General features: G+C 55.3%; 34 protein-coding genes. 18 read left to right on the top strand and 16 right to left on the bottom strand.

Going from position 1 to position 26720, the window contains the following annotated elements; all coding sequences use genetic code 11:
• Window positions 1-20: 20 nt before the first annotated feature.
• On the bottom strand, window positions 21-1358 hold the full coding sequence (locus HX817_RS14215; protein WP_177040428.1) for a terminase large subunit domain-containing protein: 1338 nt from the start codon (window positions 1356-1358) through the stop codon (window positions 21-23).
• Window positions 1355-1975, bottom strand: coding sequence for a terminase small subunit (locus HX817_RS14220; RefSeq protein WP_177040429.1), 621 nt, complete (start codon window positions 1973-1975; stop codon window positions 1355-1357). The genes HX817_RS14215 and HX817_RS14220 overlap by 4 nt, the downstream gene beginning before the upstream one ends.
• Before the next feature lie 86 nt (window positions 1976-2061).
• Here HX817_RS14220 and HX817_RS14225 point away from each other — a divergent pair, with 86 nt between their 5' ends.
• On the top strand, window positions 2062-2550 hold the full coding sequence (locus tag HX817_RS14225; RefSeq protein WP_177040430.1) for a hypothetical protein: 489 nt from the start codon (window positions 2062-2064) through the stop codon (window positions 2548-2550).
• Window positions 2551-2588: 38 nt separating this feature from the next.
• Here HX817_RS14225 and HX817_RS14230 read toward each other — a convergent pair whose 3' ends face one another.
• Window positions 2589-2933 (bottom strand): hypothetical protein, encoded by a 345-nt coding sequence (locus tag HX817_RS14230; RefSeq protein ID WP_177040431.1) that lies wholly within the window; start codon window positions 2931-2933, stop codon window positions 2589-2591.
• The gene (locus HX817_RS14235) at window positions 2930-3268 is read right to left on the bottom strand and encodes an MFS transporter (RefSeq protein WP_177040432.1); all 339 of its coding nucleotides are present in this window, start codon (window positions 3266-3268) and stop codon (window positions 2930-2932) included. Before HX817_RS14235 ends, HX817_RS14230 begins: the two co-directional genes overlap by 4 nt.
• Window positions 3269-3757: 489 nt before the next feature.
• Between HX817_RS14235 and HX817_RS14240 the strand changes: the two genes are divergently transcribed.
• Window positions 3758-5566 carry a GGDEF and EAL domain-containing protein gene (locus tag HX817_RS14240; protein WP_177040433.1) on the top strand — a complete coding sequence of 603 codons (1809 nt, stop codon included), beginning with the start codon at window positions 3758-3760 and terminating at the stop codon, window positions 5564-5566.
• Between the two features lie 98 nt (window positions 5567-5664).
• On the opposite strand, the gene HX817_RS14245 is transcribed toward HX817_RS14240, so the two are convergent.
• The 7 genes from HX817_RS14245 to HX817_RS14275 all read right to left on the bottom strand — a co-directional run bounded on the left by HX817_RS14245 (window position 5665) and on the right by HX817_RS14275 (window position 9870).
• Complete coding sequence (locus tag HX817_RS14245; RefSeq protein WP_059398246.1) at window positions 5665-6213, bottom strand: hypothetical protein; 549 nt, start codon at window positions 6211-6213, stop codon at window positions 5665-5667.
• Window positions 6210-6800: a recombination protein NinG gene (locus tag HX817_RS14250; protein WP_177040434.1), complete on the bottom strand. Its 591-nt coding sequence runs from the start codon at window positions 6798-6800 to the stop codon at window positions 6210-6212. The genes HX817_RS14245 and HX817_RS14250 overlap by 4 nt, the downstream gene beginning before the upstream one ends.
• Window positions 6797-7267, bottom strand: a complete 471-nt coding sequence (locus tag HX817_RS14255) for a hypothetical protein (protein ID WP_177040435.1) — start codon at window positions 7265-7267, stop codon at window positions 6797-6799. Before HX817_RS14255 ends, HX817_RS14250 begins: the two co-directional genes overlap by 4 nt.
• Window positions 7267-8073 (bottom strand): ATP-binding protein, encoded by an 807-nt coding sequence (locus tag HX817_RS14260; RefSeq protein WP_177040436.1) that lies wholly within the window; start codon window positions 8071-8073, stop codon window positions 7267-7269. Before HX817_RS14260 ends, HX817_RS14255 begins: the two co-directional genes overlap by 1 nt.
• A complete protein-coding gene (locus HX817_RS14265) occupies window positions 8063-8875 on the bottom strand; it encodes a replication protein (RefSeq protein ID WP_371317777.1) in 813 nt (270 codons plus the stop codon). Before HX817_RS14265 ends, HX817_RS14260 begins: the two co-directional genes overlap by 11 nt.
• Before the next feature lie 110 nt (window positions 8876-8985).
• A complete protein-coding gene (locus tag HX817_RS14270) occupies window positions 8986-9600 on the bottom strand; it encodes a hypothetical protein (protein ID WP_177040438.1) in 615 nt (204 codons plus the stop codon).
• Between the two features lie 54 nt (window positions 9601-9654).
• Window positions 9655-9870 (bottom strand): YdaS family helix-turn-helix protein, encoded by a 216-nt coding sequence (locus HX817_RS14275; RefSeq protein ID WP_003218319.1) that lies wholly within the window; start codon window positions 9868-9870, stop codon window positions 9655-9657.
• Between the two features lie 87 nt (window positions 9871-9957).
• Here HX817_RS14275 and HX817_RS14280 point away from each other — a divergent pair, with 87 nt between their 5' ends.
• From HX817_RS14280 to HX817_RS14300, 5 genes are all read left to right on the top strand, one after another.
• Window positions 9958-10626, top strand: a complete 669-nt coding sequence (locus HX817_RS14280) for a LexA family transcriptional regulator (protein ID WP_177040439.1) — start codon at window positions 9958-9960, stop codon at window positions 10624-10626.
• Between the two features lie 848 nt (window positions 10627-11474).
• Window positions 11475-12101: a type II toxin-antitoxin system MqsA family antitoxin gene (locus HX817_RS14285; RefSeq protein ID WP_177040440.1), complete on the top strand. Its 627-nt coding sequence runs from the start codon at window positions 11475-11477 to the stop codon at window positions 12099-12101.
• Window positions 12098-12487 (top strand): hypothetical protein, encoded by a 390-nt coding sequence (locus tag HX817_RS14290; protein ID WP_177040441.1) that lies wholly within the window; start codon window positions 12098-12100, stop codon window positions 12485-12487. The genes HX817_RS14285 and HX817_RS14290 overlap by 4 nt, the downstream gene beginning before the upstream one ends.
• Before the next feature lie 1008 nt (window positions 12488-13495).
• A complete protein-coding gene (locus HX817_RS14295; protein ID WP_177040442.1) occupies window positions 13496-13747 on the top strand; it encodes a DUF1654 domain-containing protein in 252 nt (83 codons plus the stop codon).
• Window positions 13748-14429: 682 nt separating this feature from the next.
• Window positions 14430-14813, top strand: coding sequence for a response regulator transcription factor (locus tag HX817_RS14300; protein ID WP_177040443.1), 384 nt, complete (start codon window positions 14430-14432; stop codon window positions 14811-14813).
• An 85-nt stretch (window positions 14814-14898) separates the two neighbouring features.
• Here HX817_RS14300 and HX817_RS31625 read toward each other — a convergent pair whose 3' ends face one another.
• A complete protein-coding gene (locus HX817_RS31625) occupies window positions 14899-15876 on the bottom strand; it encodes a lysozyme inhibitor LprI family protein (RefSeq protein WP_177040444.1) in 978 nt (325 codons plus the stop codon).
• A 154-nt stretch (window positions 15877-16030) separates the two neighbouring features.
• On the opposite strand from HX817_RS31625, the gene HX817_RS14310 reads away from it, so the two are divergent.
• The 9 genes from HX817_RS14310 to HX817_RS14350 all read left to right on the top strand — a co-directional run bounded on the left by HX817_RS14310 (window position 16031) and on the right by HX817_RS14350 (window position 21002).
• A complete protein-coding gene (locus HX817_RS14310) occupies window positions 16031-16468 on the top strand; it encodes a hypothetical protein (RefSeq protein ID WP_177040445.1) in 438 nt (145 codons plus the stop codon).
• On the top strand, window positions 16465-16656 hold the full coding sequence (locus tag HX817_RS14315; protein ID WP_177040446.1) for a hypothetical protein: 192 nt from the start codon (window positions 16465-16467) through the stop codon (window positions 16654-16656). Before HX817_RS14310 ends, HX817_RS14315 begins: the two co-directional genes overlap by 4 nt.
• The gene (locus tag HX817_RS14320) at window positions 16653-16856 is read left to right on the top strand and encodes a hypothetical protein (RefSeq protein WP_177040447.1); all 204 of its coding nucleotides are present in this window, start codon (window positions 16653-16655) and stop codon (window positions 16854-16856) included. Before HX817_RS14315 ends, HX817_RS14320 begins: the two co-directional genes overlap by 4 nt.
• Before the next feature lie 398 nt (window positions 16857-17254).
• Window positions 17255-18349: a hypothetical protein gene (locus tag HX817_RS14325; protein ID WP_177040448.1), complete on the top strand. Its 1095-nt coding sequence runs from the start codon at window positions 17255-17257 to the stop codon at window positions 18347-18349.
• Window positions 18349-19092 (top strand): hypothetical protein, encoded by a 744-nt coding sequence (locus HX817_RS14330; RefSeq protein ID WP_177040449.1) that lies wholly within the window; start codon window positions 18349-18351, stop codon window positions 19090-19092. Before HX817_RS14325 ends, HX817_RS14330 begins: the two co-directional genes overlap by 1 nt.
• Window positions 19089-19652, top strand: a complete 564-nt coding sequence (locus HX817_RS14335) for a siphovirus Gp157 family protein (protein ID WP_177040450.1) — start codon at window positions 19089-19091, stop codon at window positions 19650-19652. Before HX817_RS14330 ends, HX817_RS14335 begins: the two co-directional genes overlap by 4 nt.
• Window positions 19653-19659: 7 nt before the next feature.
• Window positions 19660-20250: a hypothetical protein gene (locus HX817_RS14340; RefSeq protein WP_177040451.1), complete on the top strand. Its 591-nt coding sequence runs from the start codon at window positions 19660-19662 to the stop codon at window positions 20248-20250.
• A gap of 69 nt (window positions 20251-20319) precedes the next feature.
• A complete protein-coding gene (locus tag HX817_RS14345; protein WP_177040452.1) occupies window positions 20320-20646 on the top strand; it encodes a hypothetical protein in 327 nt (108 codons plus the stop codon).
• Between the two features lie 122 nt (window positions 20647-20768).
• Window positions 20769-21002, top strand: coding sequence for a hypothetical protein (locus HX817_RS14350; RefSeq protein WP_177040453.1), 234 nt, complete (start codon window positions 20769-20771; stop codon window positions 21000-21002).
• A 220-nt stretch (window positions 21003-21222) separates the two neighbouring features.
• Here HX817_RS14350 and HX817_RS14355 read toward each other — a convergent pair whose 3' ends face one another.
• The 3 genes from HX817_RS14355 to HX817_RS14365 all read right to left on the bottom strand — a co-directional run bounded on the left by HX817_RS14355 (window position 21223) and on the right by HX817_RS14365 (window position 22797).
• On the bottom strand, window positions 21223-21576 hold the full coding sequence (locus tag HX817_RS14355) for a hypothetical protein (protein ID WP_177040454.1): 354 nt from the start codon (window positions 21574-21576) through the stop codon (window positions 21223-21225).
• 201 nt (window positions 21577-21777) lie between these two features.
• Window positions 21778-22020: a hypothetical protein gene (locus HX817_RS14360; RefSeq protein ID WP_177040455.1), complete on the bottom strand. Its 243-nt coding sequence runs from the start codon at window positions 22018-22020 to the stop codon at window positions 21778-21780.
• A gap of 180 nt (window positions 22021-22200) precedes the next feature.
• Window positions 22201-22797, bottom strand: coding sequence for a hypothetical protein (locus tag HX817_RS14365; RefSeq protein ID WP_177040456.1), 597 nt, complete (start codon window positions 22795-22797; stop codon window positions 22201-22203).
• A gap of 54 nt (window positions 22798-22851) precedes the next feature.
• Here HX817_RS14365 and HX817_RS14370 point away from each other — a divergent pair, with 54 nt between their 5' ends.
• The gene (locus HX817_RS14370) at window positions 22852-23802 is read left to right on the top strand and encodes a phosphoadenosine phosphosulfate reductase family protein (protein WP_177040457.1); all 951 of its coding nucleotides are present in this window, start codon (window positions 22852-22854) and stop codon (window positions 23800-23802) included.
• Here the strand turns inward: HX817_RS14370 and HX817_RS14375 are convergent.
• Window positions 23784-24608: a hypothetical protein gene (locus HX817_RS14375; protein WP_177040458.1), complete on the bottom strand. Its 825-nt coding sequence runs from the start codon at window positions 24606-24608 to the stop codon at window positions 23784-23786. The genes HX817_RS14370 and HX817_RS14375 overlap by 19 nt on opposite strands.
• Window positions 24609-24658: 50 nt before the next feature.
• On the opposite strand from HX817_RS14375, the gene HX817_RS14380 reads away from it, so the two are divergent.
• Window positions 24659-26695 (top strand): DNA cytosine methyltransferase, encoded by a 2037-nt coding sequence (locus HX817_RS14380; RefSeq protein WP_177040459.1) that lies wholly within the window; start codon window positions 24659-24661, stop codon window positions 26693-26695.
• Window positions 26696-26720 lie beyond the last annotated feature (25 nt).

Raw genomic sequence — 26720 nt, forward strand, 5'->3', positions numbered from 1 at the left:
GTTTGTCGATTGCACTGGCATCAGGCCAAGCCTCCAATTCGGCGTGTTCCGCCTGTGCGTTTGATGCACGGCCACTCAACGTCGATGCAATAGCCGATCGCCGTGGTGATGTGCTGGTAGTCGTTTTTCTGGTCTTCCTGAAACGTTGAACCGGCCTGAAGCTGAACCGTGCTCAAGCCCTTGTGGCACCAGGGCGCGGTAACTGGGTTGATGAACAGGCTTGTTTCGCCTGAGGCGGTCAGGATCTTCGCCCGTACGGCGTTCTGCCGGTCCTTGATGGACGGGTGCGCCGGCTTGACCTTGCGCGTGTACGTCCAGCCATTGGCCTTCAGCACGCCCTCGATGTCGGTGTAGTCGGATGCGTGGCCGTGCTTCTCGCCCGCCTTGCCCGCCGGGTCGCCGTAGATCAGGACGTGTTTGTTCTTGTGATCCTTGAACTTGTCTACGAACTCTGCAGCTGACTGCTTCGAAACGGCGCTGATCAGCACGATCTCATCCAGCAGATAGAGGTCTTTGCCTTCATTGCGCCGGACACCGATCGCTGATGACAGAGGGGTAAAGTTTTGGTCGTGCATCCACATCAGTTGCTCATGCGGCTCAATGGCTGCATCGGTGATGTTCGCCTTGCTGTAGTCCTCGTAGATCCGGCCAGACGCCGTTTCGAACGATGCTTCAAATTCCTGCTTGAACTGCTTGGCCGACATGGCCCGCTTCATTGCGTCCATTACGTCAGCCGGCAGAATCTCGGCCGATTTCCAATGGAACACCCGGAAGTTCGGGTCATTGCCCGACTCCGCCTGCATGCACAGGTCGTAGTAGTGGTTCAGGCCGTCCGGCACCCCGAGCAGCCAGCACCAGGCCCGGTAATCCGGCATGGTTGGGTTGACGGTGTTCAGCGCCGGGAGAATGTTGGCCTCCCAGGCGTCCGGCTTGATGTCGGCGAATTCGTCGATGCCACCGCCGGTCCAGGGGATACCCTCAATCCGCTGCGGCTTGTCCAGGCCGATGACGTGAATCTCGCTACCGTTGTCCAGGTAGATGATCAGGTCCGACTCAGAAGGCCGACGGCTATGCATGCAACTCAGAGTAAAGGCCTTCAGGTCATCCCAGAAGATCTTCTTAGCCTGGGCGTGCGTTGGTGCCGCAGCGAAGTACATCCCGTTGTAGGCCGAGGCCTGCTTAACGAGGAAGCGCTTGAACCGTTCGGTTTTTCCACTCCGGCGACCAGCAGGCACCAGGGGAAAGCGTATGCCTTCCGACACAGCCGCAACCAATGCGAGCTGTACAGCGTGATCCTTGAGCGGGTACCAGCGTGATAGCTGACGATCCAGCATCAGGTTACCGGTGTTGGCCATCATGACGGCAGCCTCGCGATTAGATCAGCCAGCAGTTGGGCGTTTGAGTTACCTCCGCCCTTCTCTATCAGTTTCAGCTCTGCGCGGCGCTTCTCGACTTCAAGGCGTTTCAACTCAGCGTCGAGCTCAGCGTGACCTGGCGCAGTAAACATACCGAGGTGACGACCTATATCGACCAAGGCGCCCTTCTTGTCGTGTAACTTGACCTTCAGCCCGTCACGACCTTGAGAGACCTCGGCAATAGCTGCCGCTGTTGAATCGTCCACCTCAGTGGAGTCGATCAGTGCCAAGCCGTGGTAAGGCACCATGTCCTCCGGCCCATCGTCTTCGACGTCAACCATGCGGACTTGAGTCTCGCCCCAGCGAACCACCTTACGGATGTCACTAAAGCCGATCTTGGCCAACTCACGAAGAACCATGTCTTGGGTGATCTCGGTGCGGGCCGACCTTGACTGCATGCGCCTTTCGAGCGCCGCCTTGATGTCAAGTTTTGACAAGTTCTGATCCGCTATCTGCCGCGCCGTCTTCTTGCTGTAACCAGCGCGGATAGCCGCTTGCGTGGCATTCAGGTCTATCAAGTACTCATCAACGAAGCGCTGCTGTTTTGCTGTCAGCGCCATAGGGATTCCTTGAGACTTTGGTGCCTCGCTATTGAATGTTTCCGGCCCTAGAATCTAAAACTCAAGATGAACACAGGGATCGGATCATGAAGATCGTCAGTTTTTTTAGGGCGTCAGTACTTGCTTTGGCAATAGCAGGAGCTTCTGGCACCGGTTATGGCTCGCTCATGACTGGTGTATCGACTTACCAGAAATCGGTGGAGTGGAGCCAATCAGTACTCACCAAGGCTCCAATGGCTACCTCGGCCTCCGACCACCAAGACGACCAGGCAATTACTCGACACGAATACATATTTGCTTGGGTTCTAGGAAAAGACTGCTGGATCAATAAAATTGGTCCATGCCGGAGCGACCCCTTTCGCAGCCTTCAGGGGAAACTATCTGACTGGGCTAGGGTTGTAGGCGACCACGCCGACGAGGTGGTTGTTTCTTTAATCATAAAAGTCCCGGATAACCCATGGGAGCTTCAGGAAACCATCGCTGCTTTGGGCAAGCACACTCTGTTTTACGCGCCGGACGCGCACACAGGTTTTATCGAGCCCGCATTCATTGTTCGCGGGAATAACATGAGCTGACGCGCGACGATTTGGCGCATTCGAAAACGTGGCGCGGATTACTTACCTCGGCGCTCGACACCGCCAGGCGCCTTATCACAGTGCAGGCAGTGCTCACAGTTCAGCGTCCGGCAAAGCCAGGCTTTTACTGGCTGCCAGTACGTGACCATGAAGATGTGGCGAGCGCCGGCCAGGGCCAGGGCGACATGCAACGTCAGGCCGGCGCTGGTCGGGCCGAAGAAGATGTTCTGGCTGCGCGCCATAACGACGAAACCGCTGATGGCAATGGCCGAGTAGATCAGCTTCCCGAGGATGCCGTCCCTCACCTTACCGCTCAGTACGCACCAGGCGGCCCACAGCGCGATAAGGCCGCAGGCGATGGAGTTGATCAGTTCAAGATTCATGGTGGATTGCCTCCCCCGAACCGCTGGCGAATAAGCGCCCAGAGGTCAGCGGATTTGATGGCTCGATTGATGGCCGCCAGGAGCGAGCCGCCGAATGCACCCAACAGAAAGCCGATACAGGCGACGATCTTCGGCTCGGTCACTCCCAGATAGGTGCTGACCATGCTCGTCAGATAAATCGAGCAGGCCATGCCGGTGATCAGGAAGATCATCCAGGCACGCCAGTCGTTCAAGTCGTCCTTGTGCCACCAACTGGCGATCACGGCGCCAACTAGGCCCGCAATCAGCAATTCGAACCTGTCGATCTTGTCGAGCAGGCGCTGTAGATACTCCATGCGCTCGACTCCGTGGGGCATGTTTGAAATAGGTCAGCCCCGGCGGCACTCCCTACTAAGTGCGAAGGGTGTGGCGGGGCCGAAAACGAAAAAGGCCCCGCACGATGGCGAGGCCTTGAGATTGACCAGGTTTCCCTGAAACCAAACGAAAGAGGCCCCGTACTTGGCGGAGCCTTCTTTAGACCGGACTCATTGGTTGATTTCAACGCTGAAGACCGTTCGAAATGCAGTGTATGGGCACGATGAATAAATACTCTCTCATTTTCTCAATTAATGCAACGTTTCTTCGGATTCTGCATTGTGATTTATAGATGCAGAGTGAGCGGATCCAATGCGCTCTGTCCTTTCGAGAAGCGAAACGCCCGTATTTTGTCGTATTCCCTTCGCATGAATGGGTCGTACCTACTGACTCAATAAGTAAATGAAGTCGTAGGGTTAACGGTGATCTGATACCGTTTAGCCACATGGTCGTGATACACGAGGTTAGTCATGGACGCAAATACCCACTTCCCTGAGTACGAAGCAGAACGCTTAAAACGCGTTGAGGCCCTTTGCCCGCAAAATGAACAAGACGACGAAGTCTTCGAAAAAATGATTTCAATGACTTCAGAATACTTCAATGCTCCCATCGCCCTGATTTCTATTGTCGACAAGCACCGCCAGTGGTTCAGGGCACGGATCGGGATTGAGCAGCAAACTACACCTCGGGACGTTTCGTTCTGCGCACACTCTCTACGCGACAGGAAGGCGTTAGAGGTTTTGGATGCGCAGAATGATGAGCGCTTCAAAGATAACCCCATGGTCACCGGCGCGCCCTTCATTCGCTATTACGCTAGCGCGCCACTTCTCACAAGTGATGGTTTCTCTCTGGGCAGCCTATGCATAATAGATACTTCACCTCGACAACCAATGAGCACGCGAGATGCAGCAATGCTCGTTTATTTCGCTCAACTCGTTGTCTTGCGGATTATGGGTTTACGTTCCCGTAATTTTATTGATCAGCCAACCGGACTTTTCAACCGACTCAGACTGGAAGAAGATATTCGACTAGCAAGCTCTAGCGGCATTCAGCACGATCTATTTGCTGTGGACGTAATATCTCCAAAATTTTTGAATGACGTAGTAAAAGCGCTTGGTTACAGCTTTTCTCAAAATTTAATGCTCAGCGTTAAGGGTAGACTTCAGTCTTTATTACCTAAGAATTCTCTCTTGTACAAAATCAGTCCAACGCGTTTTGGGTTTCTGTTAGAAGGTGGCCATCCGGTGGAAGGTCTCTGCCTTAAGATTCTTTCAAATTTTGACGAGCCGGTTGATTGCCAAGGAATCCCAATACTCATGCAGACAGGTATTGGAGTATTGAAAATCGCCGATGCAAAAGAGAGGGACTGGCTACGGTTAGTCGTAGGGGCAGCTGATGACGCAAGGGTTCGAAACTTGGGCTGGGCGATGTATCAACCTGAGTTGGACGCAGCTCAGCAGCGAGCGTTTACCCTATTGAGCTCCCTGTCTGATGCAGTTCGGTCTGAAGATCAGCTGAGCTTAACTTTTCATCCGAAAGTCACATTACCTAGTCTAGCATGTGAAAATGTTGAAGCATTGATCCGGTGGAATCATCCTACGCTCGGGCCTATCAGTCCCGCAGAATTTATACCACTTGCAGAGAAAACTGCGTTGATGCATGCAATTACCTTCTGGGTACTTGACGCCGTAGTTGACCAAGCCAAGGAGTGGCTCGGCAAAGGTATTGAATTACGAATTTCCATGAATGTCACTGTCAGTGATCTTGAGAACTCTAAGTTCTTAAATAAAATTACAGAATATATAAACAACGGCGCCCTTCTGTCGAAAAATTTAGAGCTTGAATTCACGGAAAGCATGCTCATGTCAGACCCGAAGACAGTTATTGAGCAGCTTGAGCGCGCCCGCGCGTTAGGCATTGAAGTTTCCGTGGACGACTTCGGCACTGGCTACAGCAACTGGACATATCTAAGGCAACTGCCTGTGAGTACGGTTAAATTAGACCAGTCACTAATCAGCAACCTCAACACCAACGAAAAAGATAAACGGCTAGTTAAGACACTCATCGAGCTTGCCAGAGGATTAGGCTATAGAGTCGTAGCAGAGGGCGTCGAAACCCAAAGCATTCTGGACCTGATCACGCTCTGGGGGTGTTCAGAGGCTCAGGGATACCTGATAACAAAACCCCTGAAAGCGGAACCATTAGAAAAATGGCTGGCGCAAGGTGGTTTCAGCTCGGTATGTGATGGGACTAGAACGCCAGGCACCGAGTCCTTGTAGTCCATCAAAACCTGTCGGCGGGAAGCCTGTTATCACCTCCCGCCGATCTTAAAGCTGATGTCGCTCAGGCCATCTGTCCAGTTCATTGCCGCAGCAAATTATGACGCCATGAACTTCTCCATTAGCCCCTCGGCGTCAAGTATCTCTTGAGCGGCCATCAGCGCCTCATTCACCTGGCCATCCAAAGAATTTCGTATGGATGAACGCCAACGATATCGGGTCGACTCTGGCTTTCCGTCATTGTCCCAATTGGTGATGTCGTACCATGCCGCTGGCAGCACCGCGGCGGAGCGCTTGCCGTCGGCGCCTGCTATCTGAGGAATAGCCCAGGTCAGCACGGCGCATTCCCGAAAGCGCTTCGGTGCTGGAGTCTTTACCGAATTCAGCAGCTCCAGAATGGCTCCGTGCTTGCGCTCTTCGTGAGTGGAGTACTTCGCTACCAGTGCGCGCCAGTGTGCAGGGGTGAGCGCTTTGTGCAGTCGGCCGAATACCCAGCAGTCTTGGAGAAACGCCGCCTCCTTACCGACGATCTCCCCCTTCTGCTTGGCGCACTGCACCTTGGGTTCAAAGTCGCAGCCGCCGGCGGAACTGATGGTCTCCGCCGCAAGGGCTCGAACTACTGCTGAAACAACGTTGCGATAGGTCATGCTGCAGCCCTCTTCAGTTCTCTGGTCCTTGCCCGGTAGTAGGCTTTGATGCCCTTGATCTGCTCGACGGAGTACTTGCGCACGCTCTGGTCAGCTTCCAGGGCGTCGACGGCCTCCTGCCCGATGCGCGCGATCAGCCCGATCCGGTAGTCCACGGCATTGCCCGAAAGGAAGCGATTGTCTTGCTTGCTCTGGGCGTGGCAGTTGCGTTCATCGAAGCGCAGGTGCGGTGCGGAGCCAACGCTGCGGTAGTGGCCTGCATCGACTGCGTTGCCGCTCCAGTCCAACGGCTTGCCGCTGGAGATGCAGGGGTGCCCGGCGGCCTGGTCCCGGGTGCGGACGTACTCGTTGAACGCCTGCTGAGCCTCACGCATGTGTTCGCCGCGGCTCTTCAGCTTCTCCTTACGGACCTTGATCTCGCGGCGCTCGACCTGGGCAAGTGACTTGCGGGCCTTCGCCTGGTTCACGTCCTTGATGGCCAGGCCGCATTTCGGGCTGCACACGGCTTGGCCCAGGCGCTGCGGCGGGAAGCTGATGCCGCATGCCGGGTTCTTGCACTTCTTTGGTTTGGGTTGCTTGGCGATCATGCAGCCTCCTTGCTGAGTAGATCAGTAAAAACCACACCTTGGCCTGTGAAATAGGTGGCGATGCGGTCGGTGTAATTGATGCCCTGGGCACGGTTCAACAGGCTGGTCACCGGAAAGCCGTCGGGGCCGAACAAGTGGCACTCCCCCATCATGGCCAGCTTCGTTTCGTAGGGCAGATGACGCATTACCCGGTACCACTCGGCCTGAAAGCCAGCATCTTCATTCAGCAGGATCTGCACGCCGAAGTGCAGCTTGCAGTAACGGCGAGCGTCGGCCGCATCGCCGATCTGGGTCATCTCGGCGATGCGCTTGTACATCCCGAACCACAACCGGTTTTGGTCGAGCGTGCGGTCCTTGCCCGGGCGCAGGGTCACCACGACAAACTTCTTGTCTTTGTACATAGCGCTGATTTTGGTGATGACTTCGGAGAGCTTGGCCTGGCAGTTGACGCTGATTTTGTCGGACATCAGAAACCCTCCTTTCCACGCTGCGATTCCCAGTCAAACGGAATGACGATCACCCCGCCCTCCCGCAGCCGATCAATGCAGCGCTCGCCGATGGCCCCTGGCAGCGCCTGCCCATCCAGGTTGGAAACGATCACCGTCGGGCGCAGCTCTTCGTACCGGCCGTTGATGATTGCGAACAGCGTGGTCAGCTCGAAGTCGCTGGGCTTCTCCTTGCTGACGCCGATCTCGTCCAGGATGAGCAGCGAGGGGCTGATCAGGCTCGACAGGATCTGGCTTTCGCTCTGGTCACCAGAGTGGTCGTATGTGGCGCGGATGGCCTGCAGCACGGCACCGATCGTGCGATACACCGCGGTCGCGCTGGATTTGGCCATGATCTCGTTGGCGATCGCCACGGACAGGTGCGTCTTTCCGGTACCGGGTTTGCCAAGCAGCAAAAGACAGCGGCCCGTCTCGGCGATCTGCGCGAACTCAGCGGCGTACCGGCGGCAGGTGTTCAGCGCCTTGCGTTGCTCAGTCGTGGTGGCGACGTACCCGTCAAGGGTCTTGCTGGCGAAGCGCTTGGGGATCAGCGCGGCGCCGAGCTTGCGCTCCATGGCCATGCGGAGCTCCATCGCCTTGTTGGCCAGTTCGGCAGCTTCAGCCTTCTCGCGAATGATCCGGCCGCACTCAGGGCAACCGCTCTTCAGCTCCTTGCCCAGCACCGGGAAAATCTTCTGGTCGTAGTGCCCGTGGGTCTCGCACTCGGCGGGCTGGATGCGGGTGCCTGGCGGCAGTTCAGGGGTTTGCTGGGCAGGCTCAGATCGCATAGGAACCGTCCTCACGCTGAATCAGGCCATCGGTGTAGTTGCGCTCGGCAAAGCCTGTGTGACTCGATTGGGGCGCTTGCACCGGTGCGGATTCCGACAGACGCTTGATCACCCAGGAAGCCTTGAAACCCTGCCAGCCGGAATTCAGCGCTTCGGTGATTGCGTCGTCTGGGGTGATCCCGGCCTCGGCGCACTTGGCCAGCTCGGTGTTCACGGTCGACCAGACAGTGGCTGTCACTGCTGCACGCTTGGCTTTGCGCTGAGTCAGCCAGTCGGCCAGCAGTTGCTCAGGGACGTTGTGCGGGTTGTCGGCCAACAACTGCGCCATGCCGAACGGAGTCTTGCGGTCAGGCTTCGGAGGTTCGACTGGATCTTGGGGCGGATTAATCTCTTTCGAAGAAAGAGTTAATAGGGGTTCTTTCTTTGTATAAAGAAGGGAGTGAGCAGTTTTGGTCTCACTCGCAGGCGGTCTCAGTGAGACGATATTGTCTGAGTGAGACGTTTTGGTCTCAGTGAGACTCGGTTGTTTTTCTTCGAAGAAAGACCACTCGCGGACAGGCGCGATGCCGATATCCCCACGGCTCCCACCAACGCGAAAAATGATCCGGCGCTCAAGGAGGTGGCTGATCGCCTTCGACGTGACGTCACGGCGCAAGTTGGTCTGTTTGCCGATATCGTCGGCAGTCAGGCGTTTGGTTTCCAGTTGATAGCCGATGGTCTGGCGTGCAATGGCCATGAGCACGCGCAGCTCACGCGCTGGCAGGTCAACCGTAGCCAATGCCTCCATAAGGCTATTGTCCATACGGGTGAATCCCCGAGGGTTGTGTAACGCAAAAATGTTTGGCATGATTTCTCTCGCTTAAAGCTGTTGAAGAAGCCGACCTCGTACGTCGGCTTTTTTGTGTCTGAAATTCAGGCGATGGATTTCAATGGCCGCGCCCCGGCGAGCAACTGCTCCGCACGACGCCCCAACTCCCCCGCCTTCGCTTCAACCTGGCGGCACTGCTTGGCGAACGCCGGTAAGTGCGGCAGATCCAGTTCGCACATCACCTGGTCGTCGAAGACTTCGCTGCCGGTGTCGATCACATCGCCCAGGGCGCGGATCAGCGCGCCGAAGGTTTTGTTCGCGCATTGGTCACTGGTCATCTGGCGGGCGCCAGTCAAGCCATGACGGCTCGCCAGCTCATTCACGCAGTGGTCACGGAATTCAGGCTCAAGGGCGTTGACCCACGACTCTTCTAGCCAGGACGGCATTTCTTGATCGCCGGACAACCAGCGTTGAACACGCTTGAGCCAGCGGCCGGTCGCCTTCACGAAGTCGGCAACGTCGTTCTGTAAGGTCAGCGCTGCGAAGTCCGGCACCTCTTTGGCGATCGCCTTCTCCGGGCACAACAGATGAAGCTCGCGGCTCAGCGCCTGGGCGAAGTCGTCCTGGCTCAAGCTGGTGCGCGCGATCTGGTTTGCAGCGTGGGCAACCAGAACCTGATCACGGGTTTGTACGTTGTGTCTGGAACTGGACGTTTGCATGGGGACTGCTCTCTTCTAATCTGGCTTCAATGGAACGGCGGACAGGGATGTCGCTTAGGCGGCCATCTCGGCCCATGGAAACGACGGACAAAGGGATTCTTTTTTGAAGGCACCTCCGGTCAACGCCTCCGCTCGCTTGGCAACCACTGGAGACATGCCATGCTTCTCGCGAACCCAACCGGAAACGGTACTTTGATCAACCTTGAGCTTTTCAGCCGTGACCTCCTGAGTGCCGAAGAAGGCAACGAGGTCCTTATAAATAGTGTTCATGCTGCCCCTCCATACGGGAATACCCATATAGTAGGTTATGGGAATACCGATTTGCAAGGATATGGGATCACCCGTAATACTCGCTGGATGGAATTCAAAGATCGTTTAAAGGCAGCGCGCCGGCACGCCAAGCTCAATCAGGGCGAATTGGCCGCTAAAGCTGGTATCACGCAGACGTCGATTTCTGACCTTGAGCGTGGAAAATCGAAAGCCACCGCACACGTCGTGAAGATCGCCGATGCATGCGGGGTTAACGCCAAATGGCTCTCAGACGAGATCGGGCCAATGCTGGCTCCTGGGTTAACGTCCGGCTCTGGTGAATCGAACGTCTCCCCTGCCGCCCAGCCCACCAAATCATTCCGCTACCCGGTTGTGAGCTGGGTTGCCGCCGGCGCCTGGGCGGAAGCAGTGGAGCCCTACCCGGCTGGAATCTCGGACACCTACGAGTTTTCGGAGTACGACTCCAAAGGCCCGGCGTTCTGGCTGACGGTCAAAGGTGACTCAATGACGGCGCCCGCCGGCCAGAGCATCGCCGAAGGCACCCTGATCCTGGTGGACACCGAAGCTGAAGCCGCACCAGGTAAGCTGGTCGTGGCCAAGCTGCCGGACAGTAACGAAGCCACATTCAAGAAGCTGGTGAGCGACGGCGGCCGGCTGTTCCTAAAACCGCTGAATCCGAGCTACCCCATTGAGGCAGTTGACGAGAATTGCCGGATCGTGGGCGTGGTTGTGCAGGCGCTGCAGAAGTTTTACTGATGCCCTCCGCCGCTGGACAACCTTCGACCTCATGGCGAAAGCAAAGCTTCTGAAAAGGGTTAGAGTCATTTTCTTGATGACGTTTCTCATGGCGATTCCTGACGCTTTCGACACAGGCTGGCTAAGCGGAAGCTGACCTGATCGCACGCATCTTTAGCCCCGGCCCCATTGCGCTCTGCGTTTTCGTGGCCGTGATTGAGCTGATAGCGCAGATCCATTTCTTTCAATGCTTTGTGTGGCGATGTGCTTTACGCGTCTCCGAATAGCACCTCTTCAAATGATGGTCGACAGGCATCAATGGGCCATCATACAATTTCTGATTATCGTGAAATTCTGATCAAAATAGGCTCCAAACCGAAAAAATAGGAAGGTTTGCGGTGGACAGGGGAACAAGGAAGATGTGGGTGATGTCTAGCGTTTGTACCCATTATGGTTAATAATCAAAAACGCCTGCCGCCATCCAGGCCGCATCCGAGCGATGCAGATCGAAAAATCGACGATGGACCATGCCACGACTTGGCATCCGTGCACGCCCTCATCCGACAAAAAGGATACAAGGGTATACACGTTGCCACAGAGGATGGATCAGGAGAAATGATTGACTATTGCATGGATGAGCAAGACTTGGCGGATCTGGTTATGAATCTCCGAGAGAGGCATTACAACGGATCTGAGTGGTGCAAATTTTCCTCGATCAGTCCATGGTTCGAGGCAGATTCGTACCGAATTCGGAGAGCTGAGAAGCTTCCCTCGGAAAGAGATATTCGTCAATGTAGTTATTATTTGAAATTCTCAATAAACAAACTAGGTTCGATGATTTTATTTTTTTCAGTTCATAGAGATAAGTTATGAACAATTTAGAGATTTGCCCGGTGTGCTGCGAGGGACATCTCCATAGCTATCACTTTTCAAGAGAGATAAGCTATAAAAATGTAACCTGCATGGCAGACGTTTTTGAGTCGTCCAAGTGTGACACTTGCGGTTCTTGTGTTGCCACGCATGCACAAACCAAATACAACAAGCTACTAAACATCAACTTTCAACGCGCAGTTGACGGGCTTCTATCAACTCACGAAGTGCATAGAATCAGAAAAAAACTAAAGCTCTCCCAGAGAGTTGCCTCCTCTATAATCGGAGGAGGAGGGAATGCTTTCTCTAAGTATGAATCGGGAGTTATCAAGCAGTCGGTTGCAGTTGATAACATGCTTAGAGTTCTAGATTTAAAGCCAGCCCTTATAGAAGTACTCGTTCAGGCTGATGAGCAACGGCGTGCGCTCGCCTCTGTTCAAACGGAAATTTATATTCCGCCTGCAATACCGCAAAAGCCAGCAGACAGTCCTGTGTTCTCTTTTTTCAAAGAGGTCGTCATGGCTGCACAAACTGCGTTTCTTCCGACAATAGTGGAGCAAACCATAAACTCTCCACTGGGCTTAAACGCTATTAATTTTGAATTTTGTGGTAGCAGGACAGAATGAAAAAAAAATCTCCAAACTATACACTGTTAATAGCTGAAGATATCAGAGCCGAGCTCAATGATCGTTTTTCAATAATGGGGATTACGCATCAAGCCATTTCACTTGACCTTATCCCAGGGCAGGATCATGCACTACACACCGTCTCGGCGTATGGTGAATTTGAAGGGCTTTCGGACTCTTTGTCTGTAGAAATAAAGATCACTGACCCGGATGGCGAACTTATTGCAGACGGTGTGGTTCCTGTCCCAAAGGATCAAAAAACATCAATGCTTGTGGTTGCTGGCAAGTTCATTAATACCAAATTTAAGAAGTCAGGCCTCCATTTGTTAACGATGGATATAAATGGTCACGAGTTCAGTAAGGCTTTTGAGGTGGTTGTTAATTAGCTCTAACTTTTATCTAGTTAGCCCACGCAATCGTGGGCTTTTCTTTGCCGGGGACTAAGTCGCGCGAAGTAAATCCAGTTCCGGATTTCTTAACTTTGCCCTTCGCAGTGCCACCATTGAGATGGCAATCCGCCAGATTGCACACTAGCGGTGCTGAAGGATCGGCGCCCCAGGTGTTACAGAAAGCCCGCAATCGAGCGGGCTTTTTGTTGGCTGCACGCCCTGCCTCTTTGATGGTGGCTGTACGCCATGAATGGTAAAGTGCGAGCTCAATTACGGAGGGATCCAATGAAAGGATTTGGGACGTTCGCGCTGATAGCTGGCATCTGCTGGCTCATATTCGCGCTGAGTATGGATGTGTCCGTCTCGACCGGCGCGGGTGGCCGGGTCAACAACCTAGGCCTCATGGCAGACCGCCAGGTGCACACGATTGTCGGCGGAGTGATCATACTCGCCGGCTTGCTTATGGTGCTTCTCGGCGGAAAATCCACTGCGCCGCAATCAGCGGCTGAGACAGATACCCGCCTCTGCCCGCTCTGTGCAGAGAACATCAAAAGAGCAGCCATCAAGTGCAAACATTGTGGTGGTGACGTGCTCCCAGTACTGTCCTCACAAGCACCCTTGATGTCAGGATGGACTGTGCGGGTGGAATGCGAGCCATGGGCTCACGCAGAGGCAACCCGGTCAGTGAAGCGCCTGGGGCTCCCGACCACGAAAGGATCGGCCAAATACGTCGCTGTCGGACCATTTGCCTCGGAGGCTGAGGCGCTATGTGCGCGCGACAACATCCGCTCAGTGAGCGACCTTCTCGGCGAAATCCATATTGTGGCACCTGACGCGTAGCTCTCCCGATCAACCTCAAGCCCGCCAAGCGCGGGCTTTTTCATGCCCGCCGAAAAATACCTCCTTAAAAATATGCATTTATGCATGAAACTTCGCGCCGCACTATTGCCAAGATATGTCAGCACCAATACTGTGTATGCATACAGTATTTGCAAGGAGCGAAGCATGAACCAGGCACCCTACTCCGCATCAAAACCACGAAATTCCTACGAGCTTGTTGGCCGCCGCCTGCAAGGCTTGATCGCTTCTCCCCGGGTCCAGAGGATTCAGTTGGTGGAGGTATCCAGGCGCGACGACGAAAGCCCTGAAGCGTGGCGCCAGGTCATCCAAGACATCGGCGACACCGCCGGCATAAGGGTCGAGCACCTGGAAGACGGAGCCGTCCGGATCGGCTGGCGCGAGTACTGCGAATCCTAAATGAGCCCGCCAGTGAGCGGGCTTTTTATCGCCTCCCATAAAATATATGGGAATACCCATTGACGTTAAATATGGGATTACCTATATTTGCTTCATCGCAGCGACTTACGAGGGACTGCGAAGGGCCTCACAGCCCGCCGCTCTTTAACAGCACGGGAACCTCGCAGATCGATCCCCAGCAATGGGCACAGTGCGAGCAATAAATTCGATCTCCACGCCAGCTCTGGAACTGGCCGTGCTCACCAGATGTGAGTACGCGAAACCACGCAAGCCGGTCGGCGAATAACACCGTCCACGAAATGTGTGACGCCGGCCAGAGATATGAATCGGGCGATGCGCGTGGTGGAGATGAAACACCGAATTCAAGAATTAGCGATCCCGATAGCCTCGGCTGGGAACGCCGGACCTCATGCACCCTACCCCACTCAGCCAGGGCATTCAGAGCTGTAGCGTGCATGTTGTAAGGACCTGTGATCCATGGCGAACAGATGCTGTTTGACGCTGTGAGTAGGAAGCTCGAAGCCCACACCGAAGACGAACGGCCAGCCCTGCAATCAGCAGCGGGCAACGGGCCACACCGCTGACGCAACAACCCCGGCCTGACGCCAGTAGCGAGGTCGGGGGTTTCACCGATAGTCCTTGGCAACAGGGCCTAACGGGAAACCAACCCAGGATCACGACGATGGAAGCAACGATCATCAACTGCGGATGGAAGGGCCACCTCGGACGTGGCTTGGCGCCGCGAGAGCTTCAGTTTCTGCTTTGGATTGCCCAGGGTTTCAGCTCGAAAGAGATCGCCCTGGAGGCAGGCATAGAGGCCGGCACAGTCAAGAAGCGCCTGACCAATGCGATGTTCAAATTGGGCGTCACGAAGCGCACTGCTTTGTTAGCCGAGGCCATGAAGCGCCAGATCATCACGCCGGTTTGCATTGTGCTGGCGGCGCTGATTGCCATGCACTCGATGATCAGTGACGACTCGTTGCGTTGTGATCGACGGACGCCGGAAAGGCGAATGGCTCAGGTGCGGATGGTACGCCGAACGGAATACCCTGAATTGATCGCCTGACGCTAAGGCTAAATTATGGCTGTCTGAATATGATGCTCGAAGGCGGTAGTCGCGTGAGCGCTAAGGCTGACGCTCGACTCCAAAATCAAACACCAGTCATATTGACAACTTCTTTTAATCTATTCTTCGCGCTTTGTTGAAGGCAGCCAGCTAGAATCATTGGCCTCATTGAGCCACCGATGAACCTGTCCGCATCAAAATTACACCATTCAAAAGTCCACTTTTTCCATTGTAAATGTAAACGTCGGAATCTAGCCCTATCCTCTACCTCGTCAAGCTCCTGCTTCTTAGCCTTTATTGCTTTAGCCAACAATCTCCTTGTAGCCTTATATTCTTCATAAGCACTTACATTCATCTCATACTGGGTTAACGGTTTTTCCTTCCATGCGGTCGACCACAAAATCGCATCAATAGCCTCCGTAAAGCTCTTCACACTTTCGACCGTTGCGGATGCTCTTTCAAAGCTAATTTCGTATTGAGATGCAGACTCATGCGCCAGGATGTGTCTGGCCTCGAAGGACTTCGCCAAATCGCCCCAAAGCGCGGAAACGTCGTCTATTAATGGCGACCTGTCACCTTTCCCTTGCCGGGCGAAATAAGGGTCTTCTATTGTTGTGGCTAACTTTTTTATGTCGTTGCCAAGAATTTCGTCATAGGCGGTCACCAAGTGGCCCAAGGAGCTGAATGGCAGGCTATAGGCAACGAGTTCTCCAACCGTTACCGCTCTGTTGTGAATCATTGGTATAACTTCAACTGCCTTTAATTTTTCACCAACAAGACTCAAACCTCGCTCAAAATATGGCGTCCCTTGATCAACTATCAACGATATCGTCGCTCTAAAGTGCGACTCAAGTATAGCAATTGCAGCTACAGGAAAATAACGAAACAACTCTCTTTCGCCAGTATTTTCAATCCTCTTTAGAACTTGGCCTAAAGAAAAAATCCTAGATGCTGTTTCGTAGTAGGAGCTTTCTACATGTCCAAACTGCAAACGAGAACGTATTTCCGCAAGTTGCTTGTCAATTCCCGCTTTCATTTGCTTAGCCAAGGCACGTAACTCCACTTTGTTGATTCTCCATCTTAGCCCATTTACCCCACAGCTCAACTACCCAGTCTTTAGCTGCGAGCACTTCTCCCCTCCCGCGCTTATCGGGAACCAGCGGAAGGCATGAGTGTTGACGAATACAGGTGAACAACCCGCCACCTTGGAGGCGACCATGAACGCAGCATTGAAGATATGCCAGGAGCGTTACGACGCTCGGTTGCCTCCAGAGGTCAGCGACAGCGACGAGGTGACTGACTGGCTCGAGCATTCGGCGGAGCGCCTGGTGTGCGGCGTCGACATCAAGTGGAAGCGCCGCTACGGGCAGCCGCAGGTGGTGACGTTCGACCGGTTCTGCACTGTTCTGCAAGGCCACCTGAACCAGCGCCAGATCGACGGCCTGGATCAGCGTGACGCGTTTGCCCGCCTGCTGCTGTCGGCAATGATCGGCAGCCAGAGCGATGCGCGGGCCCACGCTGCCGACTTGCTGGGTCAGCAACGGCCCATTGAAGCGGTCGAGAAGATCGCTGTAGCGCTGCTGAGGCCCTACGCCGAAGACGCCGTAGCAGCGGAACGGGAAGAGCGCGAAGACGACGTGGATGCAGACCTATGAGCCCGCACATCCTGATAGATGAGGCGCTGGAGGCCCTGCAGCATCCCGCCAGCGAGCCCGGCGCCCAGGCGGTGGTGGTGCGGATGATCACCAACATGCTCACCGGCGACGCGATCACCGTCGAAGAATTCAACCACTACTGCCAGCGCCTGCTGAAAATCACCAGGCACCACAAGGAGGCTGCATGACCACGCCAATAGTGAAATCGCTGATCGACGAGCAAATCGAAGAGCTACCCGCAGACCGCATGATCCTGGCCTTCACCCACACCAAATGGCTGGGCGCCCTGTCGCTGGCACATGACGCTGGCATCCCCAATGTTCACGCCTGGAGCGGCCGGGCCTGCATGTGCGGTGAGTGGACAGTAGCTTATGAGGTGAAGGTATGAAGCTCAGAAGGTTCGACGCGACTGACACCGCGCGCATTCGCGCAGCGCAGAGAAAACGTAACAATCGAATCGAGCGCAACTACCGCAACGAAGCTTCTCAGGGGCGGGAGCCCGAGGGTTTGCAGCGGATCGGCAAAGTTTGGAAAGCAGAGTGCAGGTCGTGCGGGAATGACTACGTGTTCGACTGCGACGCGCGTGAGTTCCACCCCGATTACAGCTACTGCGGCGGTAGCGAGCGGTGCATACCATGACGACCCGCCAAACCATCCGCCTGACCTCGGCCATCGTCGGCCTGACCTTCATCGCAGTTGTATTCCTGGGCCCCGCCATCGGCGGCCTGATCACTCAATAAACCATTCCGCACAGCGCCCACCGCAAGGATGGCGCGGGAGATAGTCATGCTCGCAGCAATTGCAGATCGCATCCGTTCCAAATCCTATGAACTTCCCCTGTCCCGCGATTACGTCCGCCACTGGGGTCTGAAAGAGGCTATCCGGGAGCTGGTACAGAACGCCCTGGACAGTGAATCGCCTTTCGAATACGCCTTTGCCGAAGGTCAACTGTTCATCACCAGCCGCTTCGCAAGGCTGGAAGCCAGCACGCTGGTGCTGGGCAGCACGTCCAAGGCCGACCGATCCGACGCCATCGGCAGCTTCGGCGAAGGCTACAAGATCGCCCTGCTGGTGCTGACCCGCAACGGCTACGACGTGAAGGTTTGGAACGGAAACAAGCAGTGGGTACCTGAGTTCCGGCATAGCGACCAGTTCGACGCAGAGGTGCTGTGCATCAACGAGACGCCGGCGCATCGGCAGAATCAGGGCGTTGAGTTCGTTGTCTCCGGCCTCACCGAGGAAGATGAAACCGAAATCCGCAGCATGTGCCTGCGCATGCAGCCGCCTATGAGCGACGTGATCGGCACCAAGTACGGCCATATCCTGCCATCCCGGCCTGGCAAGCTGTACGTCGGCACGCTCTTCGTCTGCGACACCGACCTGACCTACGGCTACGACATCCTCCCCGAACACCTGCAGCTTGAGCGTGACCGCCAGACGGTCAGCGGTTGGGATTTGAAACAGGTATCCAAAAACGCCTGGATCGACACCGGGCGCCTGGATGAAGTGGCGGAGAAGATCGAGGCCGGAATTCCCGACGTTGAATACGTCGAGTACGGCAGCACCGAGCTTGTGAGAGAGGCCTGCTACAGGTTGTTCCAGCAGAAGCACCCGGGCGCCATTGCCGTTCAATCCCAGGAAGAGTTGAACACCCTGGTCAAGCAGGGAATGACCAACACCGTAGTGGTGAGCCGGACATTCCACTCGCAAGTCGCCAACTCGACCTCATACAAACAGCAGGTCGCCCACGTCGTGGCCATCCAGACGCCCAAAGCTGCCCTGGAAGAATGGTATCGCGACAACAAAAAATACATGAGCAGGCTGCCCGCGGCCTCCTTCAAGGAGCTGGTCAAGCGTGCTGACGGCTGGAGGAATAAGTAATGTCCGAGAACACGAGAATTTGGGACCAGGTCAACACAACCGACCCTGACGCTACTAAAAAATACACTGGCGCAGGTGGCTTTAAGGGCACTGCGATCAGGCCAACCTACCTAATGCGCAAGGCAACAGAAATTTTCGGACCATGCGGTGAGGGCTGGGGCTGGAGCGTCCTTGAGGATCGATTCGACGAGGGTGCACCGCTCCAGGCACCCACAAAAGAGTGGCCAGAGGCTCCAATGATCTGCGCGAAGCTGCACACCGTAAAAATCGAACTTTGGTACCTGGGCAACGCCGGGCAAAAATGCACGGTTCAGCACTACGGCCATACGCCATTTATCTACCTGCAGCAGGGAAAGATTCTTACTGACTGGGACGCAGCGAAAAAATCACTGACGGACGCCATCGGTAAATGCCTGCAGCCGTTGGGGTTCGCCGCCGACATCTACATGGGCATGTTCGACGATCCGACCTACGTCGACACCATCACCGAAGAGTTCAAGCTTGAAAAAGCCGAGGACAAGGACGCCGAGATACTTCGCCAAAAACAAGAGCGTGTCGACTGGCTTGCCTCAGCGGTCGAAACCATCGGCAAGGCCGTCACGACTCACGAACTCAAGCTTCTGAACGTGAAATACATCCGCGAGGCAACTCGTCGCAACGAACCCACCTTCATCGCGCGAATCACTCGAGCATTCGAGGAGCGCAAAGCTGTGCTTGAAAAAGGCACGGAGGCCGCAGCATGACCCAACTCTACGCACTCACCGGCAAACTCGCCGAACTCCAGGCCATGGCCGACACCGACGACGAAGGCTTGAAAGAGGCCCTGCAGCACGCCATGGACGAGGTTCAAGGCGACTTCAACGACAAGGCCGACACCATCGTCATGTTGCGCCGGAACATCGAAAGCGACGTGACAGCGATCGACAACGAGATCGAACGCCTGGCCGAACTCAAACGGATCAAGTCCAACAGCGTCTCGCAGATCAGCGACTACCTGCGCCGCAACATGGAAGCCGCCAACATCAAGTCGATCAAGCGGCCGCTGTTCACCATCACCCTGGCCATGGGCAGCGAACGGGTGATCGTTGACAACGAGGATGCGGTGCCGGATGAGTTGACCTCTGTGAAATCAAGCATCACCCCAGACAAAAAAGCCATCGCCTCCAAGCTCAAGGAAATCCGCGATCACAACGAGGCTGTGCGCAAGCGGATGGCCGCCGGTGAAGACGCCGAACACGAACTACTACCCGAACCAACCTGGGCTCATCTGGAGCGCGGCGACAGTTCGATACGGATCAAGTGAGGCCATCATGATCAGCAACAACCTCAGCCTGGTCGAGGCACTACGCCCGGCCTCGGATGAACTCGCGGCCCAGGTCGCCGAGTTTGTGGCGGCCGGCGGCGAAATCGAAATTGCCGAGCCTCCGCCGCCACCGAAGCCCGTCGTGTATGTGCCTCAGGAGCCGCCAGCGCCGAAGCCGTTTGTTCGGCGGCGGGTTGAAGCGTCTCCCCTACCACTCGATAAGGACGATATCCGCACCCAGGAACGACTCAAGCTCGCTGAGCAAATACGTCAACTCGGCGTTACGCACACCCAAACCGAAGTAGCTGCTGCACTCGGTGTCAGCCGTCGGCTCATCTACAACTACGCCGCCCGGTACGACATCACGTTCAAGGCGCCAACGAGAGGCGGTGCCCGGAACTTGGTGCACAACACAGTCGATAAGGAACGCGACGCGAAGTTCGCCGAGCGCATCAAGGCTTTCAAGGAGTTGGGAATTTCCCGCCGACAGTGCTGCGGGAAGCTGGCGATCAGCAACAAGGCATTCGAGCGGATCATCGCGGCGCACGGGATCGACTATCCAAAGCTGGTCCGGAGGGCCACTCGATGCGCCGCATAGCCCGCACCCAGCAACGCAAACGTCAAACCTGGCTCGCACTGCCGGCCAGAGGAATAGAAGAGGTAGGCCATGGCCAAGACTGTTCAGGAACGATCGGCCAAAGCAGCGCAGAAGCGCCTGGCGGTCGCCGAGAAGGAATTGCGGCACAAGGTCAGGCCTGGAATCGAGCAGGCCATGGAGCGGATCTGCACCAGAGGCAAGACGCCGATCATCAGCGAGGTTCTGCAGATCGCCATCATGAAGATGGACTTGATGGGCGACGACGAGTTGATCGAGTTCTTGCTGTATCCGCGCCACGAAATCGTGATTAGCGAAAACGTGGCGCGAGCCTTTCATAGCGAAAGTCTGCGAGAATTACACAACGATCCAGGCGACGAATATTTTTCGCCAGCCTGAGCTCATAAGCCGGATCCTTTCATTATTTTGAACCCCGCTTTACTGCAGCAGTCGTGATTTATAGAGGGCAAAAAGCCCCGGGAGGCCTAGAGCCTTAGAACTTTGCGTGTGTGGAGTAGATGATGAACAGTTTCAGTTTCGACTTACCAGTCGCAGCATTGCGCCCCGCTGAAAAAATTCTGAGCGAAATAGCCAATGCTGGATCAATGATCGTTGCGGTGAAGTGCGGTGCCAAAGCGAATGGCTTTGTGATCGGGCTGACTTGCACTGGCGCCATCACTGAGGAGCAATCTGAAGCCCTTCTCCTCCAGTTTGATCGTGCGACGGAAAGGAAGCTGAGAGAGTTGTCGATGTAACTCGCGAATCGGACCTTGAGACTCAACGCCGCCAGGCAGGCACTTGAGTGAGTCACGACACCTTTTGTTGTTACTGAAAAGGTGTCGCAACTCATTCGGGCCGCGGGCCTCAACTCTCTCGACGACGACCCGCCAGAACTTGGCGACGAAATCGAAAGACCGCATAACTCAACCTGTTCGTAGCCTCTGACTTTTCGGAGCGCGGGCCATGCATAAACCACTACTTCAGGAAATCACTCCCTGCTTTAGCCATGAGAACAAGGCTGTTTGCGACCTTCGCTATCTTTTCAGCATTGCCTAGCCACTGGCCAAGTCTTGATGCCGAAATAGCCGAAGTAGCTTGTTCAACCGATGCATCTGGGATTTTCTTAAACGCCTCAAGCGCCTCATTGACTTGGTCCATTGGTGCGTTGGCTGGAATCCCCAGCTTTTTTAGCGGTAGAGGCTGATAAAGTTGAACAGCCGTTTTCACCCCTTGGAAACTATTGGAGATAACCTGCATGTCCGCATCCGCTGGAGCTAAAATTCCAGTTATTGCGCCGATAATCTGATTTCCTGAAATCAAAACTGCCATTTCACTCTCCCGTCGGCGAGATACCGAGATATTGTGATACCTGAAAGCAGAGCAATTGGCCACTACTAGTTTGATCTCTCCTAACGCCTAGCCTTTTGAGGGCTAGACGTCCCGATCGGAATCCATGCCGGTCACCGGTAATCCCAACCAAAAATCAAATTTCCAATCCGCCTTTGTTGCATCTGCTAACGGAGGACGGCACTACCTTACGAAAGTCTGAAATCCGTGAGTTGGCCGAGAAGGGAAAGGGCGATACGAGGTGAGATTTTCATTCAGGTACTTCGCGATCTCTTTTGCCTGCGCCAAATCGGTTCCTGGCTTTAAGTCAAAAGCTGGCGGTTCATCTTGAAGGCCCGGGATCTGATCGTGGAACTCCATGTGCAGATAGGGCGCGCCATCGGCTGCTTCCTTGACAGTAAAAACGATTCCAGTTTTGTGACTCATCGTATTTCTCCTTGATCCGGCTCCATGCCGGTCACCCGTAATACCCCATATCAACGAATCACGCCAGCCGGCTACGCAGACGCATGCTTGGAGACAATCTATGAGCATCTCTGCAAGTGCTTTGAGCGAAGAAGAGTGCCTGCACTATGCCGCGCTTAATTCGGGCGCCTCCGTCCGCTGCTAGATAATCTCAACGGGGTACAAATAAGATCGCATTGTTTGAATAGCTTCCTTACACGCCTCAACGCTCGAATCCAGGTTAAGCTGGTTAAGGCCAGCGTTATAATCACCGCCAGCAACTACCTGTTCCCACAAACCTTTAACGATGGAAGCGTTAAATCTTATCTCTACGAAAGCAGACGTGTGCTCTGGCATCTCAAACCTGAGTGCGTCAACTGCAGCAAGCATCAACTGGCAGTCAGACAATGTTGTTATTGCTCTTGGAAGCAGCTCCCTCGGGTCATACATCCCCCCTGAATGCGCGATACGGCTTATACGCTCGATCAAGCCAAAGCATATCTCGGCGATTCCAAATGCTTTAATCAAATATTGATCTTTCTCTTTGGCATCATCTTCTATTTTCTGGCGCCGTTGCTCTCCCGCAATGTATGTGGCGCCGATGATAGCGGCAATTGATCCTATTGCCTGAACCCAACTAGCAAGCTCACTGCTTCCTGGCTTCAAAAGAGCAACAGTAAAAATCAACGCGCAGACCAACAATACGTTCTGTACTGAAAGCCAGGGCTTCAACAGTCTTATTCCGCAATCATTCAGCATCTTAAATCTCCACCGTGACTACCAACCGGCAAATATACCCGGCGAGGATCCCCTATGCCTACTCACAACATCGTCAGCATGAGCGGCGGTAAAGACAGCACGGCTATGCTGCTGGTCGCCAGGGAGCTGGAGGTGCCAAACCTCAGCGCTGTAGTGGCTGACACCGGGCATGAGCATCCAGAGACGTACGACTACATCCACTACCTGGCTGAAGCCACTGGTGTTCCCATCCGCTGGGTGAAGGCAGACTTCTCCAGGCAGATCGCCGGTAAGCGAAAATTCATCGAGACCAAGTGGCGCGAAAAGGGTGTGCCGGAATCGGTGGTGCTGGGTGCTCTGGAAGTACTCCACCCTACCGGCAACCCGTTCCTGGACTTGTGCCTGTGGAAAGGCCGATTCCCCAGCACCAAGGCGCGCTTCTGCACCGACGAACTCAAGCGCAACCCGATCATCGAGCAGATCTACCTACCGCTGATGGACGGCGAAAACATGCTGCTATCCTGGCAGGGTGTACGTGCCGATGAGTCGCCGGCCCGCAAGTACTTGCCTGAGTGCGACGAGGTTGGGGGCGGCCTGTTCAACTACCGGCCCATCTTGAAGTGGACGGTTGACTCCGTCTTCGAGGCTCACCGGGCCGCCGGCATCAAACCCAATCCGCTGTACCTGCAAGGCTGCAATCGCGTCGGCTGCATGCCCTGCATCATGTGCGCGAAAGACGAGCTCCGACAAATCGCAGCCAGGTGGCCAGAGGAAGTTGACCGGGTGCGCGAATGGGAGCGACTGGTGAGCATTGCCAGCAAGCGTGGAGCGGCAACGTTCTTCGCCACCGTCACAGACCCCACCGTCAGATCGGATGACAAGGTGAACGCCGTAACGCATGGCATTGACCGAATAGTCGATTGGAGCAACACCGCGCGCGGCGGCCGCCAGTTCGACATGGTCGACCTGATCGCGCGCACCGATAGCCAGAACAGCTGTTCATCTGCTTATGGTCTTTGTGAATGATTGAATTTATTCGTTGGGTTGGCTTTCAACTTCCCCTTCGCCTCTACTTCTGTTCGAACTCTGCATGCCAATTTCTTAAATGCAGCGGACTTTTTCAGATCAGAAGAAACAAACATGATTTGCGTATCATGAAATTCAAAAGGAGTTCGAGTCACAGAACTAATTTTTCGGCCGACATACATATCGAAATTCAAGCCCAGCAGACTAAAAGAATGAATCCGATCTGAGCCGATTCTCCCTGACCTAGGAAACGTCATAATAGCTGAGGTATCTAAGTCAGAGTTCACATTGACGAACAACAACACGTTATTCAATTCTGTTTTTCCTAACAAAAAACTCCTGAACTTGGATTCATAATGCTGCCCAAGCGCACGATTATAGGCATCCCCATCATGGCCCCAATCCCAGACCTGCGCCCTCCAAAATATACTCATTGCAAAGTAGAAGATTGAGTCCACAACACCTACTTCCAACAAACGACTGTCGTAAATATCGAATCTTTCACCTTTAGAAATTGCTGCCTCAGAATTTAGCATGTCTAGTAAAGGAAACCCGGAGGCAGTAGCCCAAAGGTGACCCATCCTCCGTTCCCCATTTTTTGAAAAAAGGTCTTCACACTCAGAACAAAGCAGCGGACGCTTAATTTGCCTATCTGTTTGGATCGCGCTTTTTCTTCGTAAGTTAATTAATACGGGTGGTCCACTACCAGTTTCTTCGGTTCCTCGAACATGAGGATAGGCAGCCGCTGGCATAAAATGGCTATCGATAAGCTTGCCTTTTTCTTCCCTGCAAAGTGCGCAAATCATAACGCCCCCCGTGAAATCAATTCGGTCAAATATACCAATAAGGATCCTCTATGTCCGCACAACAGAAGAAACACCCCTTCGATTTCAAAACCCAATACGGACTCGGCTTCAACCCTCAGGACGATGAGATCGTTGTCGACTTCTTCTGCGGTGGTGGTGGTGCCGGTACCGGCCTGGAGATCGGCCTGGGCCGCGCGGTGAACGTGGCGAAGAACCACAGCCCCCAGGCAATCAGCATGCACACCATGAACCACCCGGGTGCCCAGCACTTCACCACCGACGTATTCGATGGTGACCCGGACACCGAGTGCGGTGGCAAGGCCGTCGGCTGGTTCCACATGTCGCCGGACTGCACCCACCACAGCCAGGCTGCCGGAGGCCAGCCGCGCAAGCGCGAGATCCGCAACCTTTCGTGGATCGGCCTTAAGTGGGCGGGCATGAAGCGGCCCCGGGTGATCAGTCTGGAGAACGTGAAGCAGATCCTTCAGTGGGGCCGGCTGATCGCCAAGCGCGACAAGGTCACCGGCCGCGTGGTGAAACTCGGCGGCGACGTGGCGGCACCTGGTGAGGTTGTACCGGTGGGCCAGCAGTTCCTAATCCCTGACCCGAAACAGCGCGGCCGTACTTGGCGCCGTTTCGTGGCCCTGCTGGAAGGCATGGGCTACGTCGTTGAATGGAAGGTCATCAAGGCCTGCGACTTCGGCGCGCCGACCAGCCGGGAACGCCTGTTCATGATTGCCCGGTGCGACGGTCAGCCAATCGTGTGGCCCGAGCCAACCCACGCCAAGAACCCCACCAAGGGCCAGCAGAAGTGGAAGACCGCCGCCGACTGCATCGACTTCACTGATCTGGGCAAAAGCATATTCGGCCGCAAGAAAGACTTGGCGCCGGCCACCCTACGCCGCGTTGCCAAGGGCATGAAGAAGTTTGTCATCGACAACCCGGCGCCGTTCATTGTCCCGATTGCCAACTGGTCCGGCGAGGCAGTGCAGTCAGCCGAAGAGCCGCTGCGCACGATCACCTCCTACCCAAAGGGCGGCGCCTTCTCGGTGGTCAGCCCTATCATTGCCCCGGCTACCCACCAGGGCAGCGACCGAATCAATGACCCGCTTGAACCGCTGCCCACTGTGACCTGCGCGAACCGCGGCGAGCTGACGCTGATCAGTCCTACGTTGATTCAGTCGGGCTACGGTGAGCGCCCCGAGCAGGAGCCGCGAGTGCCAGGCCTGGACCAACCGCTGGGAACGGTGGTAGCCGGCGGCGTTAAGCACGCACTGACCAGCTCAATTCTGGTGGGTGCTGGTGGGCCGGTGTATGCCGGTCACCCAGTTACAGCAGATCAGCCAGTCGGTACGCTCATGACACGCAGTCACCGCGCGGTGGCCACCGCCTTCATGGCCCAGATGAATGGCGGCTTCAACACCACCGTCGCCAAGAGCATCGAAGACCCGATGACCACTGTGACCAACACCGGCAGCCAGCAGCAGCTGGTGGCGGCGAACCTGGTGCACTTGCGTGGCAACTGCGATGCACGGGACGTAAACGACCCGCTGCACACCATCAGCGCCAGCGGCCAGCACCACGGGTTGGTCAGCGCATTCATGGAGCGGGCATTCGGCGGCAGCATTGGCCAGGGCCTGGAAGAACCAGCGCCGACCATCACTGCCGGTGGTGGCGGCAAGAGCTCACTGGTGTCGCTCACCCTTTCGCCAGAGCATGAAGCCGGCGCCCTGCGTGTCGCCGCCTTCCTGATCAGCTACTACGGCACCGAGAACATCAGCGCTTGCGACTCTCCGGCGCCGACTATCACCACCAAGGACCGCCTGGCAATGGTCACCGTGATGGTCAAGGGTACGCCCTATGTGATCGTCGACATCTGCTTGCGGATGCTGAAGCCGTCCGAGCTGTACAAGGCCCAGGGCTTCCCTGCCGACTACATCATCACCCACGGCGCGGACGGAAAGCCGTTCACCAAGACCCAACAGGTGCACATGTGCGGCAACAGTGTCAGCCCGCCGCCGATGGCAGCGCTGGCTCGGGCCAACGACCCATGGCGCTCAGAAGATCGCCAGGCGCGCGCGGCATAAGCCATAAAAACCGCCCGGACCGAAT

Origin of the sequence: Pseudomonas sp. C6002, assembly GCF_013385805.1 — a bacterium.
GTDB lineage: Bacteria > Pseudomonadota > Gammaproteobacteria > Pseudomonadales > Pseudomonadaceae > Aquipseudomonas.